This window comes from Nitrospirillum guaranorum (assembly GCF_034653275.1).
In the GTDB taxonomy this organism is placed as follows: domain Bacteria; phylum Pseudomonadota; class Alphaproteobacteria; order Azospirillales; family Azospirillaceae; genus Nitrospirillum.
Window position 1 is genome coordinate 351,712 of sequence record NZ_JAYEES010000002.1, and the last position, 16,950, is coordinate 368,661.

Below are 16,950 nucleotides of genomic sequence, written 5' to 3' on the forward strand. Positions count from 1 at the left end.
GGCTCCATGACGTCCTTGCCTTATTCCGCGCCGGTGCGGCGCACCCGCCCGCGTACCGTGGCGACGCCCATTGTCGCCGGAGCCTTGGTGGCCTTGCTGGCGGGGTGTTCCGTCACCCCCCGCCCCCTGACATCGGATGAGAACCAGACCCGCGCCACCGAGGCGCTGAAGCTGGTCCGTGACCGCATCGACCCCGTGACCGTCGCCGTTTCCCTGGACGAGGCCATCGCACGGGCGGTGAAGTACAACCTGGACCACCGGCTGGCGCTGATGGACCAGGCCATCGCCAACCGTCAGATCGACGTGTCGCGCTGGGATCTGCTGCCCAAGCTGGTGGTGGACGGCGGCCTGACGGCACGCAGCAACGAACTGGCCTCGTCCTCCTACTCCATCCTGACCGGCAGGCAGTCGCTGGAGCCGTCCATCTCCAGCGATCGCCGGTCCGGCACCGCCGACCTGCAGCTGAGCTGGAGCGTCCTGGACTTCGGCATCAGCTATTACCAGGCCCGGCAGAACGGTGACCGCGCCCTGGCCACGGCGGAAAAGCGCCGCTCGGCGGTCAACAGCATCGTGCAGCAGGTCCGCGCCGCCTATTGGCAGGCGGTGGCGGCGGAGAAGATCGGCGACCGCATCAACCCCATCCTGGCCGACGCCCGCCAGGCCCTGGAAGACACCCGCCAGGTGGAGAAGCAGCGCCTGAAGCCCATGCTGGACGTGCTGCGGGACGAGAAGGCGACCATCGACATCATCCGGCAGCTGGAGAACCTGCAGGCCGACCTGGCGCTGGCCAAGACCCAGCTGGCGGCCCTGATGGGGCTGCCGCCGGGAACGCCCTACCAGCTGGTGTTGCCGGACAACCCGACCGCCCTGCCGGAGATGAAGACCGCCATCACCGAGCTGGAACACACGGCCCTGATCAACCGCCCGGAACTGCGCGAGCAGGCGTACAACCGCCGCATCGCCACGGACGAGGTGCACAAGGCCTTCCTGAAGCTGTTCCCCAACCTGTCCATCCAGGGCGGCCTGGACTATGACAGCAACTCCTTCCTGGTGAACCAGCGATGGGCCGAGGGCGGCCTGCGCCTGTCCTGGGGCCTGCTGAACCTGCTGTCCGGCAATGATTTCATGGGTCTGGCGGAGACGCAGCGCGACCAGGCGGAGGTGCGCAACCTGGCCCTGTCCATGGCCGTGCTGACCCAGGTGAACGTGGCCTGGCAACAGCTTGGGCGCGCGCGCACTCAGTACCTGGAGGCGTCCGAGCTGGACACCATCGAGGGTCGCATCTACGATCAGGTGCTGGCCCAGCAGGAAAACAGCGCCGCCGGCAAGGTGGACCGCGTGCGCGCGTCCGCGTCGCGCATCGTGGCGGAACTGACCCGCGCCCGGGCGTACGCCGACATGCAGAACGCGCTGGCGTCGCTGTACGTCTCGGTGGGCATCGATCCGCTGCCGCAGTCCGTGCCCGATTATTCGCTGAAGACCCTGACCGCCGCGGTGTCCACGGTGAACCGCCGCATCGAAAGCGGCATGTTCGGCGCCGAGGCGTCGGTGTCCAACCAGACGCCGACGCTGGACGACCCCGGCAAGGCCTTGACGCAGTAACCCTAGAGAGCGATAGCCAAAACGGTGCCGGGCGGGGGATCCTCCCCTCCCGGCCCGTCTTGTTTCGGCGCCCGTCTTGTTTCGACGACCACCCGGCGCCGGCCCTTGCAACGAACAGCGAGTCCGCCCTTGTTCCGCCCCCGGTTCAGCCTGATCCCGTCCGTGCTTCTTCTCGGCCTGTCCGTCACGGCCCACGGCGCCGACACCATGCCGGAGATCCGCGCCCAGTTGGTGCCCAAGCGCAGCACGGTGCTGTCGTCGCAAATCGCCGCACAGATATCTGAACTTCCCCTGCGCGAGGGCGACAGCTTCGGCGAGGGGCAAAAGCTGGTGGCTTTCGACTGCGGTATCCAGAGGGCCCGCTTGGCCAAGGCCGCCGCCCAGGAAACCGCGACCCGCAAGACCTATGAGGTCAAGAGCAAGCTGAACACGCTGAATTCCATCGGCGTATTGGAAGTGGAGACGGCGGCGGCCGAGCACGCCATGGCCGAGGCCGAACAGCAGATGGCGCGCGAGGTCGCGGCCCATTGCGTCGTCACCGCCCCCTTCGCCGGGCGCATGGGGCCGGTGGACGTGAAACGCTTCCAATCCGTGGCGGAAGGGCAGAAGCTGCTGGAAATCCTGGACCCGACGGAACTGGAGGCGGAGATGCTGGTGCCGTCGTCTTGGCTGAAGTGGCTGAAGCCCGGTTTCGCGCTGGAAATCGGCATCGAGGAAACCGGCCGCAAGTACCCGGCCAAGGTGGCCCGCCTGTCGCCGCGCATCGATCCCGTGTCGCAAAGCATCCGGGTCTTCGCCGTCATCGACGGCAAATTCCCGGAATTGCTGCCGGGCATGAGCGGCCGCGCCATCGTCGCGGCGCCGAACTGAGGGTAGGTGATGCGCGTCGTGCCCCCCACCCCGGAGGAACCGCCCCAGCGCCCGGACGCGGCCGAACTGGCCGGCCGGCAGCTGTTCGGCCTGACCACGCTGCTGCAGCTGCAGAAGCGGGCGCGGCATACCCGCACCGAGCAGGAACTGGGCTTCCTGATGGTGAACGACACCTTCAGCCTCGTGCGGTATCGCCAGGCGCTGGCCTGGCAGCGGGCGGAGCGGGGCGAGGGCGCGGTGCTGGCCGTGTCGGGCCTGTCCTCCGCCGATGCCGACAGCCCCTACGCCCGCTATGCCTGCCGGCTGCTGGCGGCGCATGGCGATCCCGCCGCGATCAAGGACCTGACCACGGCCGACCTGGCCCCGGACCTGGCCGAGGAATGGCCGGAGTACCTGCCGGCCCACGGCCTGTGGCTGCCGCTGACGGCGCCGGATGAGCGGTCCTTGGGCGGGCTGCTGCTGGCCCGTGAAGAACCGTGGACGGACGGCGAGCGCGTGTTGCTGGAAAACCTGGGCGACGCCTACGCCCATGCCTGGGGCGGCCTGGTCCGGCAGCAGCGGCGCTGGCACCGGGACGCCGCCCGGCTGAAGTCCCTGCGCACCCTGGGCTACGTCGCGGCGGGCCTCGTGGCCCTGTCCCTGTTCCCCGTGCGCCTGTCCGCCCTGGCGCCGGCGGAGGTCATCCCCCAGGCCCCGACCGTGGTGCGGGCGCCGTTCGACGGCGTGGTCGACAAGTTCCTGGTGACGCCCAACCAGCCGGTGACCGAGGACCAGCCCCTGTTCCAGCTGGACCCGGTGCGGCTGCAGAACCGCCTGGACGTGGCCCAGGCCACCCTGGAAGCGGCGGAGGCGGAGTACCGCCAGACCGCGCAGCAGGCCGTGTTCGATGAAAAGGCCAAGGGCCAGTTGGTGGTTCTGCAAGGCAAGCGCGACCAGGCCATGGCGGAGGTTACCTACGTCCAGGACCTGCTGAAGCGCATCGTCGTGCATGCGCCGCGCGCCGGCCTGGCCGTGTTCACCGACGTCAACGATTGGATCGGCCGGCCGGTCACCCAGGGCGAGCGCATCCTGATGGTGGCGGAGCCCAAGGATGTAGAGCTGGAGATCAAGCTGCCGGTGGCCGACGCCATCGCCATGGATGCCGGCGACCCGGTGTCGCTGTTCCTGAACATCGACCCGCAGCATCCGCTGGACGCCACCGTGCGGCTGGCGGCCTACCAGCCCGAGGTGGGCACGGACGGGGTCGCAGCCTACCGTCTGAAGGCGCGGTTCAACGACGGGCAGGCGCCCGTGCGCATCGGCCTGCAAGGCACGGCCAAAATCTACGGCCAGCGCACCACCCTGTTCTATTACCTGTTCCGTCGCCCCCTGGCGGCCCTGCGCCAGCGGCTGGGCGTCTGATGAGCGGTGAGGTTCCGAACACCGCGCCTGGCAACGCGCCAGCGGACGCCCCACCCCCGCGCCTGGCCCCCCTGCGGGAGGAGTTGACCCTGCTGGCCGGGCCGGCGCTGGCCGACGGTTCGCCCAGCTGGACGCTGCACGATCAGGTGGCCGGGCGCTTTTACCGGCTGGGCTGGCTGGAGTTCGAGATTCTGCGCCGCTGGCATCTGGAGGTGCCCCAGGCCATCGCCGCCGATGTCGCGTCCAACACCACGCTGCGCGTCACCGTCGACGACGTCATGGCCGTCTCGCAGTTCCTGGCGCTGAACAACCTGCTGCAGCGCCATGGGCCCCAGGCGGTATCGACCCTCATGCGCCAGGCGGAGATGCGCAAGCCCGGCTTCTGGCAATGGTTGCTAAAGAACTATCTGTTCTTCCGCGTGCCGCTGGTGAAGCCGGACCGTTTCCTGACCCAGGCCCTGCCCTACGTGTCCTGGATCTTCACCCGCGGCTTCTTCCTGGTGACGCTGGCCGCCGCCTTGCTGGGCATCTATCTGGTGACCCGGCAGTGGGATCAGTTCCGCACCACGTTCGTCAGCTTCCTCTCCCCCTCCGGCCTCATCACCGGCGCCGTCGGCTTGGCCGTGGCCAAGGTGGTGCATGAGTTGGGGCATGCCCTGACCGCCAAGCGCTACGGCTGCCGGGTGCAGACCATGGGCATCGCCTTCATGGTCATGTACCCGCTGTTGTACACCGACGTCAGCGACGCCTGGCGGCTGCCCAACCGGCGACAGCGCCTGGCCATCGGCGTGGCCGGCATGGGCGCGGAATTGACGCTGGCCGCCTATGCCACGCTGGCCTGGTCCTTCCTGCCGGAGGGGCCGGTGAAGGCCGCCGCCTTTCTGCTGGCCACCACCAGCTGGATCATGACCGTGCTGGTCAACACCAGCCCCTTCATGCGCTTCGACGGCTATTTCCTGCTGTCGGATCTGCTGGACGTGCCCAACCTGCATGACCGCGCCTTCGCGCTGGGCCGCTGGTGGCTGCGCGAACGGCTGTTCCACCTCGGGGAACCGGTGCCGGAGGAGCTGCCGGCCAAGCGCCGCAATCTGTTGATCGCGCTGGCCTTGGCCACCTGGATCTACCGCTTCACCCTGTTCGTCGGCATCGCCGCCCTGGTCTACCATCTGTTCTTCAAGGTGCTGGGCATCATCCTGTTCCTGGTGGAAGTGTGGTGGTTCATCCTGCGCCCGCCCCTGAACGAGGTGCGGGAATGGATACGGCGGCGGGGCACCATGACCTGGAACCGCCGTTCCGCCACCACGGCCGCCGTGGCGCTGGGCCTGCTGGCCCTGGCCGTCATTCCCTGGCGCAGCACGGTGACGGCGCCGGCCGTCCTGCGCGCCGCGCAGGAGATGGAGATTTTCCTGGACCAGCCGGGACGGATGGACGCCGTGTTGGTCAAGGCCGGCCAAAGTGTGACGGCGGGCCAAGTGCTGTTCCGCCTGAGTTCCCCCGACCTGGACTACAAGCTGGCCAGCCAGCGCCAGAAGATCCAGACGCTGCAGTGGGAAGCCGCCTATCGCGGCGGCGCCGCCATCGACCCCAAACGCCAGCGCATCGCCGCGCAGGAGCTGGAGACCGCGCAGGCCGAGCTGCGCGGGCTGGAGGCGGAAAAGGCCAAGCTCACCGTGACCGCCCCCTTCGCCGGCATCATGGCCGAGGTGGCGGAGCCGCTGTCGCCCGGCGAATGGCTGCCCGCGAAGGAGCGGCTGGGCCTGCTGCTGGACCCGGCGCATCCCATGATCGAGGCCTATGTGCGCGAGGCCGACCTGCATCGGGTGGCCGTGGGGGACGAGGGCCGCTTCCGCCCCGACCAGACGTTGACCAGCGCCGTGGACGGCCGCATCCAAGACATCGACGATACCAGCACCCGGGTGCTGAACCGCCGCTATCTGGCCAGCACCTATGGCGGCGACATCGCCGCGCGCGAAGACAGCCAGCACCAGCTGGTGCCCGAGGAGTCGCTGTACCGCGTGCTGATCGCGCCGGCCAGGGACACCGCGCCGGCCAGCCTGGAACGCGGCCGCGTGACGCTGGAAGGCGTGCGCGAAAGCCTGCTGGGCAGCCTGTGGCGCCGGACCATGGCCATCCTGCTGCGCGAAGGCAGCTTCTGAACGCCAACCGCCGACCCCACCCCTGATGAAAAGCCGTACGCGATGACAAACCACCCCACGCTTCCCCTGTTCTACAAGCAGCCGCGCCTGATGCGCGCCGCCGTGGACGAGGCCATGTCCCTGCGCCAGCCCGTCGGTTACGGCTTCGCCGCCGGGGCGCACGCGGTTCCCCTGGTGATGGGGGAGTTCGCCGTCGCCTGCCGGTCCGTCCCCATCCTGTTCGCGGGCGCGGACGCCGCCCCCATCGCCCTGCTGGGCCTGCGTGAGGGGCAGAACCTGTTCGTGCGCGCCGATGGCCGCTGGGACGAGGACGCCTACATCCCGGCTTACGTCCGCCGCTACCCCTTCATCTTCCTGGAGGACGCGGAGGCGGACCAGCTCACCCTGTGCGTGGACGAGGCGGCGGACGCCGTGGTGGCGGGAACGGAAAACCCCTTCTTCGTGAACGGCGCACCCACCGACCTGACTCTCCAGGCCCTGGATTTCGCGCGCGAGTACCAGGCATCCCACGCGCTGACCATCGGCTTCGTCGCCGCCCTGCTCGACAGCGATCTGCTGACCGAGCGGCGGGCGGACATCGCCCTGCCTTCGGGCGAGACGCCCAGCCTGTCCGGCTTCCGCGTCATCGACGAGGAAAAGCTGAACCGCCTGCCGGCGGAAACGTTGACGCATTGGCGCGACAAGGGGTGGCTGGCGGCGGCTTATGCCCACCTCATCTCCCTCAACGACTGGTCGGCGCTGATGCGGCGGGCCGGGTGATGGCGCGGTGATGGACCGGTTGCTGCCGCAGGAGATCGAGACACCGACGCCGGAGATGGAAAAGCTGACCGCGCGGATGGTGGTGCCCATCCTGCCGCAGCTGATGGTCTATCTGGCCGAGGTGCGCGCGCAGGTGGATGCCGAGCTGCAGCCCACGCTGCGGCCGGTCAGCCCGGTCAAGCCGTATCCCTTGGGCCGCTGTGAGGAAATCACGCGGGCGGCCATGGCGATCCTGGGCCAGCGCCTGCGCGAGCCCACCCACCCGGTGGAGCACGCCCTTGCCTCCTTCCTGCGCCAGGGCGGCCGCATCCGCACCATCTGGGGCGCGTTGCGCGGCACTTATTTCCAGAACGCCTTCCAGATCGGCAGCCTGTATGCCGACGTGGCCAACGACACGGTCGTCATCACCAAGCCCAAGGTCGAAATCCTGCCGGTGCGGGAGTGCGGGCTGGTCCCCATACGGGACATCGCCCATTTCATCGAGATCGCGGGCAAGTATTGGGGCGGGGAGATCTACCCCAATTTGGTGGTCCCTGACCTTGCCCCCCTGTTTCCCATGATCAGCCGCATTCCCCACCAGTCCGTCCGGCCGCAGATGGGGTGCGACTACATGATCGACCTGTTCCGCCGGGATGAATTCCGCGGGCCGGAAGCCTTCCTGGCCACCGCCCCACCGCCCCCGGCCGACGTGGTGGAAGAGTTGCGCAGCCTATGTCCCGAGACGATACGCCATGTCACCCCCGACAGCGGCCGGGACCTGGCCGTCGCCGCCTGCCGACGGGCGCGGGACATGGGGGCGGACAATGCGTGGCGGGACCGCCTGGTGCTGGATCTGTTGAGCATCAGGCGGCTGTGAACGGCGGCGCCCTGGGCCCTTGTACTACCAATCGGTCATGGCCGCCGCCGGGGCCCTGCGCTAGGCTTTTCCCATAATAAGATCGGGAGGAGTCCATGGTGCGTGTAACGCGGTCCCTGCTGGCGGTGGCGGCCCTCGTGGGATTGGCGGTGATGCCGGTGTCCGCCGGTGCCGCCGAGCCCAAGGCGAAAGGGGACCATCATCCCCGCTATGATTACCCGACCGCCGTACGCGCCGACTACGTCATCGGCTGCCTGGCATCCAATGGTTTCAAGCACGAACTATTGGGCAAGTGCGCCTGTGGCATCGACACCATCGCCGACATGATGCCCTACGACGATTATGAGAAGGCGGACACGATCCTGCGCATGCAACAGGGCGGCCTGGGCGACCGGGGGGCCATGTTCCGCGACACCCCCATCGCCAAGGATGAGGTGGAAAAGCTGCGCCGCGCCCAGGCCGAGGTCAATCTGCGCTGCACCTGACCGCGCGGCGTGACCGCATGACATGCATCCGTCTTGCACGTCCCTTCGGCGCACGCCACAATCCCGCTGGCCATAGCGGGGGAAAAGAGACCGTGAAATACCATCCGGAGGCGCTGGACCCCATCATCGGCTTCTTGCGCGATATCGGTTTCAGGGTGGTGTACGGTGCTGGGGCGCAAGGCGGCTTCCTGCCCGGGGTCAACATCACGGCCGGCGTGATCCACGTCGACCCCGATACCCTGGTGGGGCCCGGCGACCTGCTGCACGAGGCGGGACACATGGCCATCCTTCCCCGCCGCCTGCACGCCAAACTCGGCCGGGATCTGGAGGCGGACATGCGCGCCGCCATCGCCGCCGAGGTGGGCCCCGGCCTGCCGGCCGACCCCCGGCTGTCCGTCCCCCTGCAGCAAAGCGAGATGATGGCCCAGGCCTGGTCCTACGCCGCGGCGCTGCACCTGGGCGTGCCGCTGGAGTGCATTTTCTTCCCCGGTTCCTACCACGTGGACACATATGAGGGGCAACACCCCATGCAGCAATGGCTCAATTCCGGCACCCATCACGGGATGGGGGCATTGGCGCACGCGGGCATGACCGGCTTCGCCGGCATCTTCACCCTGATGGGCGACAACGGCCTGCCCCCCTTCCCGCATATGAGCCGGTGGGTGCAGGCGTAAGGCATCAAAGGCTCGCGAATTCGGATCGTAGGAAGGCAAATACCCGGTCCGCCGCCGCTGCGGTGCCATAGCGCTCACCGGCGGGGGTGGGGTTCACGTCGTTGCGAACCTGTGCCTCATAGACTGGCCGCAGCAAGTTTATGCGGTCCATGAGACGATCAGCCCGATCCGCAACTTCCGGCAATACCGTACGCAGCTCATCGGCATGATGGTCGATGACCGCCGCCATATCAAAAATATCACGCACTTTGAAGTTGGATGGCCGGTGGAACATCTTCTTGGTCGCGATTTCCCAAGGCGTTTCCAAAGGAACTTGATGACCTTCGAAAAGCCAATCCATCACCGGGTTGTCCGTCCGACGCTCCGCCACGATAAAATCGATTTCGCCTTCGGCAAAGATCAGCTTCAGATAGTTGCCTGGATATTCGTACGTCCGACCATCCAGCAGGATTTTGGTTACCGCGTTTCGTTGGGGTGTCAGCGCCCGGACAATATCTGAAGAGCCAACGAAGACATCAATATCGTAGCTGATCCGATGCCCATAGTGGACTGCCAGGGCAGTCCCGCCTCCGAAGCTCCAAACCGTCCCATCAGGCAGTGTGCCCATCAGCGCCAAGGTGCGTCGCAGCAGCACGTTCCAGGCTGAGGGCCGCCATTTCGGTGATCCAGGCGGCGTTGCTGGCATCGGGCAATCTCCAAGTCCGCAGAGCGCGATACAAATCTTCGAAAGTCAGCACACCGCTGAGCACCAGATCGTGCAGCGTGCCCATGGATACCTCATCGAAGAAGGCTTCCACATGGGGACGCCAATCTTCAATGGGCGCAGGAGCCAATAACAAGGCGACCAGGCCTGACCCATCCACCGGCACGGGACGGGGTGCGTTGATGGTAGACAGGGCGCGATCCAGCACCGGTTCCGCAGCCGGCAACAGTTTGAATTGCTGACGCCACCGGGCGGCGACAGCCTTCAGCGCATCGGCAGCGGCAACAGGAACTTGCACCTCCACCCGGGCGATGCCACGAGGCCCGAGGGTGGATTGGCGATAGCGGCGGACGCGATCAGCGGCGGTAGCGTCCCGTTTGGGCCTGGCGGTCATGACATCTCCTGACAGCGCCAGTCTAACGTAACCGGATTACGGCCTCAAGATCACCCTTAGCCCTTGTCATCGCCCGCGAAGGTATGGCTGAAGGTGGCATCGGTGCTGTCGCGCACGGTCACCGACAGGGGACCCCTGGGCTGATAGCTGAAGGTGATGGCCGGATCCTCGCTCAAGGAAATATCGGCCTCCAGCTGGAAGACCAGGGCGTCGCCGCTTTTGACCGTGACGTCGCGGACGAAGCGGGCGGGCGTGTAGTTGCGGGTCACCTGGTCCATCTGCATGCCATTGTAATTGGGGTGGCTGATCAGCAGCTGGGCAGTGACCGCCCCCTTGGGCAGGCCGGCCGGACCTTCGGACATGGTCTTCAGCCGCATCTGGCCCAGGCGCTCCATGGCCAGGGCGGCATCCTTGGTGGCGGGGGCGGAGCAGCCGCCGGCGGCCTTGATGTAACGTTCGGTGATGAACCAATGTCCGTCCGTGGTTTCCGCCACGGCATGCATATGGGTATAGGCGTCCACCCGGATGCGAGTCTTCACCTGCGCCGGTACGGCGGCGGGGCCGAAATGGAAGGTGCCGACCAGGGGTGCCGGGTTGTTGTCCACCACCAGGTAAAGGGCCTTCAGCGACAGCTTGGGGTCCAGGGTCAGGGTCACCGGCACCAGGGCCGCGTCCATGGCCCGGTCCGGCGCCTCCAGCGCGATCTGGCCCTTGGCGGGGGTCAGGGTGTGGCCGGCGAACAGGGTCTGGCGCAGATCCTGCCAGCGGGCGGCGTCGGCCGCCGGGTCCTCCGCCCAGGCGAAGGCCGGTGCGGCCAGGGTTGACAGCAAGACCAAAGCGAACAGGCGGGACTTCATGATGGATCCTCCCACTCCAGCTGCTTGAAGGCGGTGATGGCGTTGCGGCCGTTATAGGCGTCGAACAGTTTCCAGCGGCCCCGTTCCGATCGCGCGACCGTAGTGGCGGCCGTGTCGATATCCCCGCCCTTTTTCAGCAGCGCGCGGACGTCACGGGCCAAAGTGGCGAGGTAGCGTTCCTCATCCACCGCCCCGGCCGGCCAGGGCAGCTGGGCGGGGCCATGGCCTGGCACCACGCGTACCGCCGGCAGGGCCTTCAGCTGGTCCAACACCGCCAGCCAACCGGTCAGGCTGCCGTCCAGGGCCGGAATGCGGTCCTGGAACAGCAGGTCGCCGGCCCAAAGGGTGCGGGTCTGCGCATCATAAACCGTCAAGTCGCTGTCGGTATGCGCGGCGCCATAAGCCGCCACGTGCAGGATACGACCGCCCAGGTCGATGTCGGCGGCGGTGTCGACGGCCCGGGTGGGCGGCAGGGCGTCGCCAGCCTTGGCCCCCGCTTGGGCCGGGTCCCCGCCCAGGATGCGGGCCAAGCCCTGGCGGTAGTAGGCACCGCGTTCCGCCCAGGCGGCGGCGAAGCGGACATGGGCCACCACCATCGGATTATCGTCCGCGAACGCGACGGCGCCCAGCACATGGTCGGGGTGGACGTGGGTGTAGATGAGATAGCGGATGGGTACGCGGGTGGTGGCCCTGATCCGCGCCCGCAACCAGGCCCCGTCCCCGGCGCTGCCGCCGGGGTCGATGACCGCGACAGCGTCCTGGCCGACGATGAAGCCAATGTTGGCGATGGCGTCGTCGTTGGCGGCGGTGGCGTCCCGCACCGCACCGGGGCGCACGTAGATGCCCGGGGCGACTTGGGCTATAGGGCCGCCCCCCTTTGCCCAAACGGATACCGGCAGCCCCCAGCCGGCCGCCATGCAAAATAGAAAACAGGCCCGGATCAGGGTTCGGCGGGCCATGCCTCCCCCATCCGGGCGCCCTCTGGAGCCTTAACGGACCTGGCCGGCGCCGGCGGCGGGCCATATTGGCGATAGATGAAGTCCGGCGGCGCGTCGCCCCGCGCCTCGACGGCCGCCAGCATGACACCATGGTCTGGCGACAGGGCGCAGGCGGGATCGGTGCGGCCGGCATCGCCGGTCAGGGCGAAGGCCTGGCAGCGGCAGCCGCCCCAGTCGACCTCGCGCCGCTCGCACCCCTGACAGGGCTCCGGCATCCAGGCGGTGCCGCGATAGCGGTTGAACGCCTCGCTGTCGTACCAGGCCGCGGCCAGCGAGCCGGTGGTGACCGATGGCCAGTCGAAACCGGGCAGCGTCTCCGCCGCGTGGCAGGGCAAGGCGAGGCCGGCGGGGGAGATGTTCATGAACCGCCGGGCCCAGCCGCCCATGCAGGCCTTGGGGCGGGCGGCGTAATAGTCCGGCGGCACATAGTCGATGACCATGCGGCCCTTCAGCCGCGCCCGCGCCGCCCCCACCGTCGCCGTGGCCGCGTCCAGCTGCGCCCGGCTGGGCAGCAGGGCGTCGCGGTTCATCAGGCTCCAGCCGTAATACTGGACATGGGCGACCTCGATGCGCGCGGCCCCCAGCTCCAGCCCCAGGTCTATCATCTGCGGCAGCCGGTCCAGGTTCTGGCGGTGGACGACGAAATTCAGGGTCAGGGGCAGGCCGGCCGCCGTCACCTGCCGGGCCAGCGCCAGCTTGCGCGCTTGGGCGCCCGGCATGCCGCCGATCCGCTCCGCGCTTTCCACCTCCACATCCTGGAAGCTCAGCTGCACATGGTCCAGGCCGGCGTCGGCCAGTACGGCCAGGGACGCCCCGTCCAGCAGCACGCCAGAGGTGATGAGGTTGGTGTAGAGGCCAAGGCCGGCGGCATGGCGCACCAGGTCCGGCAAATCCTTGCGCGCCGTCGGCTCCCCGCCCGAAAAGTGCACCTGCAGGATGCCCAGGGCCGCCGCCTCGCCCAGCACGCGCTTCCACGTGGCGGTGTCCATCTCCTCCCCCGCCCGCTGCAGCTCCACAGGGTTGGAGCAGTAGGGGCAGCGCAACGGGCAGCGGTGGGTCAGCTCCATCAACAGACCCATTGGCGCTTCCACGGCGGGGGACGGGCGGGTCACAGCAGCACCACGCCTTTCTCGGCCAGGTCGCGCAGCATGCCGCCCACGTCCCCCGCCATCTCATCGCGGGGAACGCCGAAGCGCGTGGCCAGATCGTCGATGATGGCGCCCAGGCTGCGCTGGCCATCCACCAGCTTCAGGATCTCGGTGGCAGCCTCATCCGGCAGGAAAAGCCGTTCCGGTGCCAGAACCATCCAGCTTTGCCGGGTTTCATCGAAGCGAAACTTCACGCCCCGGGCAAAACGCGGCACCACCGCCTGCCCCACCGCTTCCAGAGCCGCCGTCATCGTGACCGCCCTTCCGGCACGAAGGCGCCGGGCGGGATGTAGCCAGGCTCGACATAAGCGAAGTGCAGGGCGTCCAGTTGGGCCCACAGGATGTTGCACTTCTCCGTCAGGGCGGCGATGGCGCCCCGCTGCTGCTCCGCCGTGCGGGCATGCTGCTTCACATAGGCCAGGGCGAAATCCACATCGCGCGGCGCCTGGGTCAGGCGCGGGGTGAAGTAGGCCAGGGTTTCCTGGGTGATGAAGTCGTAATTGGCCAGCATGCCGGACACACGCTCGGCGATGATGGTGGGGGAAAACATCTCGGTGAGGGAGGAGGCGACGGCCTCAAGCACGCTGCGGTCCCGCACCAGGGAAACATAGGCGTCCACCGCGAAGCGCGTGGCCGGCAGGATGCCGGCGGTGGACTGGACATAGTCGCGGTCCAGCCCCACGCCGGTGGCCAGGCGCAACCAGCGCTCGATGCCGCCGTTGGCGGGGGTGTCGGCCCCGGGGAAACCATCATGGTCCTCCAGCCGGCTGCGCCACAGGCGACGCAGATCCGGCGTGGGCAGGCGGGACAGCAACACCGCGTCCTTCGCCGGAATACGGCTTTGATAATAATAGCGGTTCAGGGCCCAGGCCTGAACCTGGCCCCGGTCCAGGGCGCCGCTGTGCAATAGCTTATGGAAGGGGTGCAGGTTGTGATACCGCTCCGCCCCCACGGCGCGCAGCGCCGCCTCCAACTCTTCCGGTGACAGGGCGCGATCCTGCGGTTCAGCGGTCATAAGGTGATTTCCATTCCGTCGAAGGCCACCTCCCACCCCGCTTGGTCCACCACCCGGCGCTGCGGGCTGTCGTCCATGAGGATGGGGTTGGAGTTGTTGATGTGGATGAAGACGCGGCGGCGCACATCCAGGCCGGCAAAGGCGGCCAGGGTGGCGTCCACGCTCATGTGCCCCATACGCAGGCCGGCTTTTTTTCCGAGGCCAGCATCGATCATTTCGGTATCGGTATAAAGTGTGCCATCGAAGAACACCAACTCGGCACCGTGCAGGCGGTCCGCCAGGGCCGGCGTCATGGCGGCGCAGCCGGGAATGAAGAAGAAGCGGCGTTCGCCGTCATCCACCGCCACGCCCACCGTGTCCTCCCCCTCCACGATGGGGGGTGGGCCATCGTGGCCCTCCAGGTAGAGGGGCACCTTGCCGGGCACCGGGAACAGTTCGATCCACAGCCCACTTTCCGCGCCGCCAATGCCGCCCCCGGTGAGGGGCACGCGCTGGTTCAGCGGCAGCGCGCTTCGCGCCACCACGTCGCGGGCCAGCACCTCGAAGATCGGATTGGCGTCCAGGATACCCAGGGTGCGGGCGGTGCCATGCAGGGTGAAGGGCTGCCGTTCTCGCAGGTTCAGCAGGCCGGCGATGACGTCAACGTCGCCGCCGCTCAGCACCACACCCGCGATGGGGGTCGACCGGAGGCCGTGGTTGGGGTGGAGCGCCGGGTTATCGGCGATCTGCTGCCGCAAGTCGGGCGACGCGTTCAGCAGGAACCAATCCCGGCCGTCGCGGCTGACCGCCAACGAGGCCTGGGTGCGGGATCGTACCGCCGGATCGCCGGCGCGCGCCCGCCGGCAGGCCTCGGCATGGGAATTCCACTGGGGGAACCCACCACCGGCCGCCGCGCCGAGAACAAGGATATGCATGGGTCCTTAGGTGCCAAGCCAAAGCACGGGGGGCCGTCGCGGCCGGCCGGATCCAACGCCCGGAAGACCAGCGGCGGCCCCAAGTCGTTGAATTGCTTATTTCACTTCCGCGCAAGCGTAGCAGTTGATTTCCATGCCCAGCGCGATTTCGACGATCTTCGGAGTCTTCCAGCTCATAACATTTCCTCCGGTTTTGAGGAGCGGCCACATGTCCGTTCCTATATTTAAAATAATTCTAAATCACCTTTCCGTCAAGGCGACAGCCGGTGCCGCGACCCCACGCCGCCTCATCCCTTGGGCGCAGACAGGCGCGTCAGGGCACCCAAGGCTTCAAGCGCCGCACGCCTTCCGCTGTTCCGCCGGAGTGGCGCCCCCGCCCGATCCCATGGTGACCATGCACATGGGCGAGGGCGCCGTCAGCGGCAAGGGACTGTTAGAAGAACGCGATGGCGCCGGCGGCGATGGTATCCTCTTGCGCCTTGTTGCCGCCGTGGGCGGTGGCGGTGGTATGGGCATACTCACAGATCAGGTTGACCCAACTGGTAAGCTTGTACTTGCAGCCGGCCGCCCAGGACTCGTTGGTCTTCACCAGCAGGGGGTTGACCTCGCCCGAGGCCAAGCCCAGGCGGCTCAGCCCATAACTGCCGGACAGGGTGAACCTCTTGAAGAAGGTGTAGCTGCCCTGGACGTAGTAGCCGTCCGAACTGCGCGCCTGGCCGGCGGCGCTGACGCCGTCGAAGAACAGGCCGGTGGTGCCCAGCGCGTCGCCGGTGTAGCCGTAGGCCACCAGCTCGGCATCCGCGATGTCGACCTTGGCGCCGAAGTCCCAGCCGGTGCCCCGCACGCTGCGTCCCTGGGGCAGCGCCTCGGCGGCCGACACGCTCTTCAAGTCCTGGGTGACGACGTTGGCCCATAGCTGGGCCTTCAGCAGGCTGCTGGCGTCGGTTGGCAGCTCATAATTGACGCCGGCCTGGATCTGCGGATCGTCATGGGCGGACAGGGTGCCCGACTGGCCGGAGAAGTTGAAGGCGTCCAACGGCTGGAAGATGCCGACCGAGGCGGTGAAGCCGGCGAACTTGGGCGTGGTGTAGGTGATCTGGGGCATGAAGTCGGTGTAGACGTAGCCGATGCCGATACGCCCCAGCGAGGTGTTGGACGGCGCCACGTTGCCGCCGGTGGATCCCACGCCGAACAGGGTGAAGTCGTTGAGGATGGCCTGCTGGCCGAACAGGCCGATGTCGCGGCCCACCTTGACCGTGCCCATGCTGGGCGTGCCCACCGTCAGGTACTGCTGGCGGAAGTCGATGCCCGACGTCGCCAGGGCATGCGCGGCACCGGCGGAGTTGGCCCCACCCACGCCCGACACGCTGTTCAGGCCGGGGTACAGGCCGAAATGGGCGACGATGTCGAAGCCTTCCTGCTGGGTCTTCAGCTCCACGGCGAAGTTGCCCGGCAGCAGGCCGTTGCGGATGGAGGAGTTCTCGCTGCTGCCCACCGCCGCCAGGCCACCCGCCACCACATGGTTGGGCGCCACGCTGTCCGGGCTGTCATGGACATAATAGCCGTTGATCTCGCCCGACAGGGTGACATCGACGGGGCCGACATGCACGCCGATGCCCTTTTCCGTCATGCGCACGGCGAAGGGATCGGGCGGCGGGGCGGCGGCCACCGCCGCGGCGCTGGCGCTGGCCACGGCGGCCGGCGGCGGGGGTGGCGGCGTTTCGACCGCCTTGCGCTGTTTCAGCTGGTCGTATTCCTGCTGGGACAGGATGCCTTTGGCCAACAATTTGGCCAGAAGATCGTCGGTGGTGTCGGCTTTCGCCATGGATCCCGGCAGACATGCCAGGCCGCTGATCGCGGTCACGCCCAGAAACAATGCCATCCGCTTGGATTTCATTCTTGTTTCCTCCCGGCTTATATTTGCGGGGTGTCGGCCCGGTGGTCATGGCAATAAAACGCCATTCGGCGGAAGTTTCCGCGCGCCGATCATTTCCCTGCTGTTTGGCGGGGTCTTTCCGGGCCCCACCTTACTTCGAAACTTGAAGTCGTTTGCCTTGTCCGCGCAATAGAACTAAAGAACCGTTGCGGGTTGCCGGCCGGTTGCGCACGCTGGAACAA

Annotated in this window: 18 protein-coding genes; 8 read left to right on the forward strand and 10 right to left on the reverse strand. The window is 67.6% G+C overall.

The annotated features are described in order from the left end of the window. Positions 1-6: 6 nt before the first annotated feature. From UAJ10_RS07295 to UAJ10_RS07330, 8 genes are all read left to right on the forward strand, one after another. Positions 7-1,602, forward strand: a complete 1,596-nt coding sequence (locus UAJ10_RS07295) for a TolC family protein (protein ID WP_322914721.1) — start codon at positions 7-9, stop codon at positions 1,600-1,602. Positions 1,603-1,731: 129 nt separating this feature from the next. After that, positions 1,732-2,472 (forward strand): efflux RND transporter periplasmic adaptor subunit, encoded by a 741-nt coding sequence (locus tag UAJ10_RS07300; protein WP_322914722.1) that lies wholly within the window; start codon positions 1,732-1,734, stop codon positions 2,470-2,472. A gap of 9 nt (positions 2,473-2,481) precedes the next feature. Continuing rightward, the gene (locus UAJ10_RS07305) at positions 2,482-3,873 is read left to right on the forward strand and encodes an efflux RND transporter periplasmic adaptor subunit (RefSeq protein WP_322914723.1); all 1,392 of its coding nucleotides are present in this window, start codon (positions 2,482-2,484) and stop codon (positions 3,871-3,873) included. Further along, positions 3,873-6,029, forward strand: coding sequence for an HlyD family efflux transporter periplasmic adaptor subunit (locus UAJ10_RS07310; protein WP_322914724.1), 2,157 nt, complete (start codon positions 3,873-3,875; stop codon positions 6,027-6,029). The genes UAJ10_RS07305 and UAJ10_RS07310 overlap by 1 nt, the downstream gene beginning before the upstream one ends. 42 nt (positions 6,030-6,071) lie before the next feature. After that, entirely contained in the window at positions 6,072-6,788 is a 717-nt protein-coding gene (locus UAJ10_RS07315; protein ID WP_322914725.1) for a SapC family protein, read from the forward strand. Positions 6,789-6,798: 10 nt separating this feature from the next. Beyond that, the gene (locus UAJ10_RS07320; RefSeq protein WP_322914726.1) at positions 6,799-7,644 is read left to right on the forward strand and encodes a hypothetical protein; all 846 of its coding nucleotides are present in this window, start codon (positions 6,799-6,801) and stop codon (positions 7,642-7,644) included. Positions 7,645-7,739: 95 nt separating this feature from the next. After that, on the forward strand, positions 7,740-8,129 hold the full coding sequence (locus UAJ10_RS07325; RefSeq protein WP_322914727.1) for a hypothetical protein: 390 nt from the start codon (positions 7,740-7,742) through the stop codon (positions 8,127-8,129). Positions 8,130-8,221: 92 nt separating this feature from the next. Then, positions 8,222-8,803 (forward strand): hypothetical protein, encoded by a 582-nt coding sequence (locus tag UAJ10_RS07330; protein WP_322914728.1) that lies wholly within the window; start codon positions 8,222-8,224, stop codon positions 8,801-8,803. A gap of 4 nt (positions 8,804-8,807) precedes the next feature. Here the strand turns inward: UAJ10_RS07330 and UAJ10_RS07335 are convergent, their stop codons facing one another. From UAJ10_RS07335 to UAJ10_RS07375, 10 genes are all read right to left on the reverse strand, one after another. Further along, entirely contained in the window at positions 8,808-9,410 is a 603-nt protein-coding gene (locus UAJ10_RS07335; RefSeq protein ID WP_322914729.1) for a nucleotidyl transferase AbiEii/AbiGii toxin family protein, read from the reverse strand. After that, positions 9,394-9,900, reverse strand: coding sequence for a hypothetical protein (locus tag UAJ10_RS07340; protein ID WP_322914730.1), 507 nt, complete (start codon positions 9,898-9,900; stop codon positions 9,394-9,396). Before UAJ10_RS07340 ends, UAJ10_RS07335 begins: the two co-directional genes overlap by 17 nt. 56 nt (positions 9,901-9,956) lie before the next feature. Beyond that, the gene (locus UAJ10_RS07345) at positions 9,957-10,757 is read right to left on the reverse strand and encodes a quinoprotein dehydrogenase-associated SoxYZ-like carrier (protein WP_322914731.1); all 801 of its coding nucleotides are present in this window, start codon (positions 10,755-10,757) and stop codon (positions 9,957-9,959) included. Next, positions 10,754-11,716 (reverse strand): quinoprotein relay system zinc metallohydrolase 2, encoded by a 963-nt coding sequence (locus tag UAJ10_RS07350; RefSeq protein WP_322914732.1) that lies wholly within the window; start codon positions 11,714-11,716, stop codon positions 10,754-10,756. Before UAJ10_RS07350 ends, UAJ10_RS07345 begins: the two co-directional genes overlap by 4 nt. Next, the gene (pqqE, locus tag UAJ10_RS07355; protein ID WP_416235348.1) at positions 11,698-12,867 is read right to left on the reverse strand and encodes a pyrroloquinoline quinone biosynthesis protein PqqE; all 1,170 of its coding nucleotides are present in this window, start codon (positions 12,865-12,867) and stop codon (positions 11,698-11,700) included. Before pqqE ends, UAJ10_RS07350 begins: the two co-directional genes overlap by 19 nt. Continuing rightward, entirely contained in the window at positions 12,864-13,154 is a 291-nt protein-coding gene (gene pqqD, locus UAJ10_RS07360) for a pyrroloquinoline quinone biosynthesis peptide chaperone PqqD (RefSeq protein WP_322914733.1), read from the reverse strand. The genes pqqE and pqqD overlap by 4 nt, the downstream gene beginning before the upstream one ends. Further along, entirely contained in the window at positions 13,151-13,918 is a 768-nt protein-coding gene (gene pqqC, locus UAJ10_RS07365) for a pyrroloquinoline-quinone synthase PqqC (protein WP_322914734.1), read from the reverse strand. The genes pqqD and pqqC overlap by 4 nt, the downstream gene beginning before the upstream one ends. Further along, positions 13,915-14,832 (reverse strand): pyrroloquinoline quinone biosynthesis protein PqqB, encoded by a 918-nt coding sequence (gene pqqB, locus UAJ10_RS07370; protein ID WP_322914735.1) that lies wholly within the window; start codon positions 14,830-14,832, stop codon positions 13,915-13,917. The genes pqqC and pqqB overlap by 4 nt, the downstream gene beginning before the upstream one ends. A gap of 96 nt (positions 14,833-14,928) precedes the next feature. Further along, complete coding sequence (gene pqqA, locus UAJ10_RS29845) at positions 14,929-15,042, reverse strand: pyrroloquinoline quinone precursor peptide PqqA (protein WP_198924936.1); 114 nt, start codon at positions 15,040-15,042, stop codon at positions 14,929-14,931. 223 nt (positions 15,043-15,265) lie between these two features. Continuing rightward, positions 15,266-16,729: a porin gene (locus tag UAJ10_RS07375; RefSeq protein WP_322914736.1), complete on the reverse strand. Its 1,464-nt coding sequence runs from the start codon at positions 16,727-16,729 to the stop codon at positions 15,266-15,268. Between the last annotated feature and the right edge of the window lie 221 nt (positions 16,730-16,950).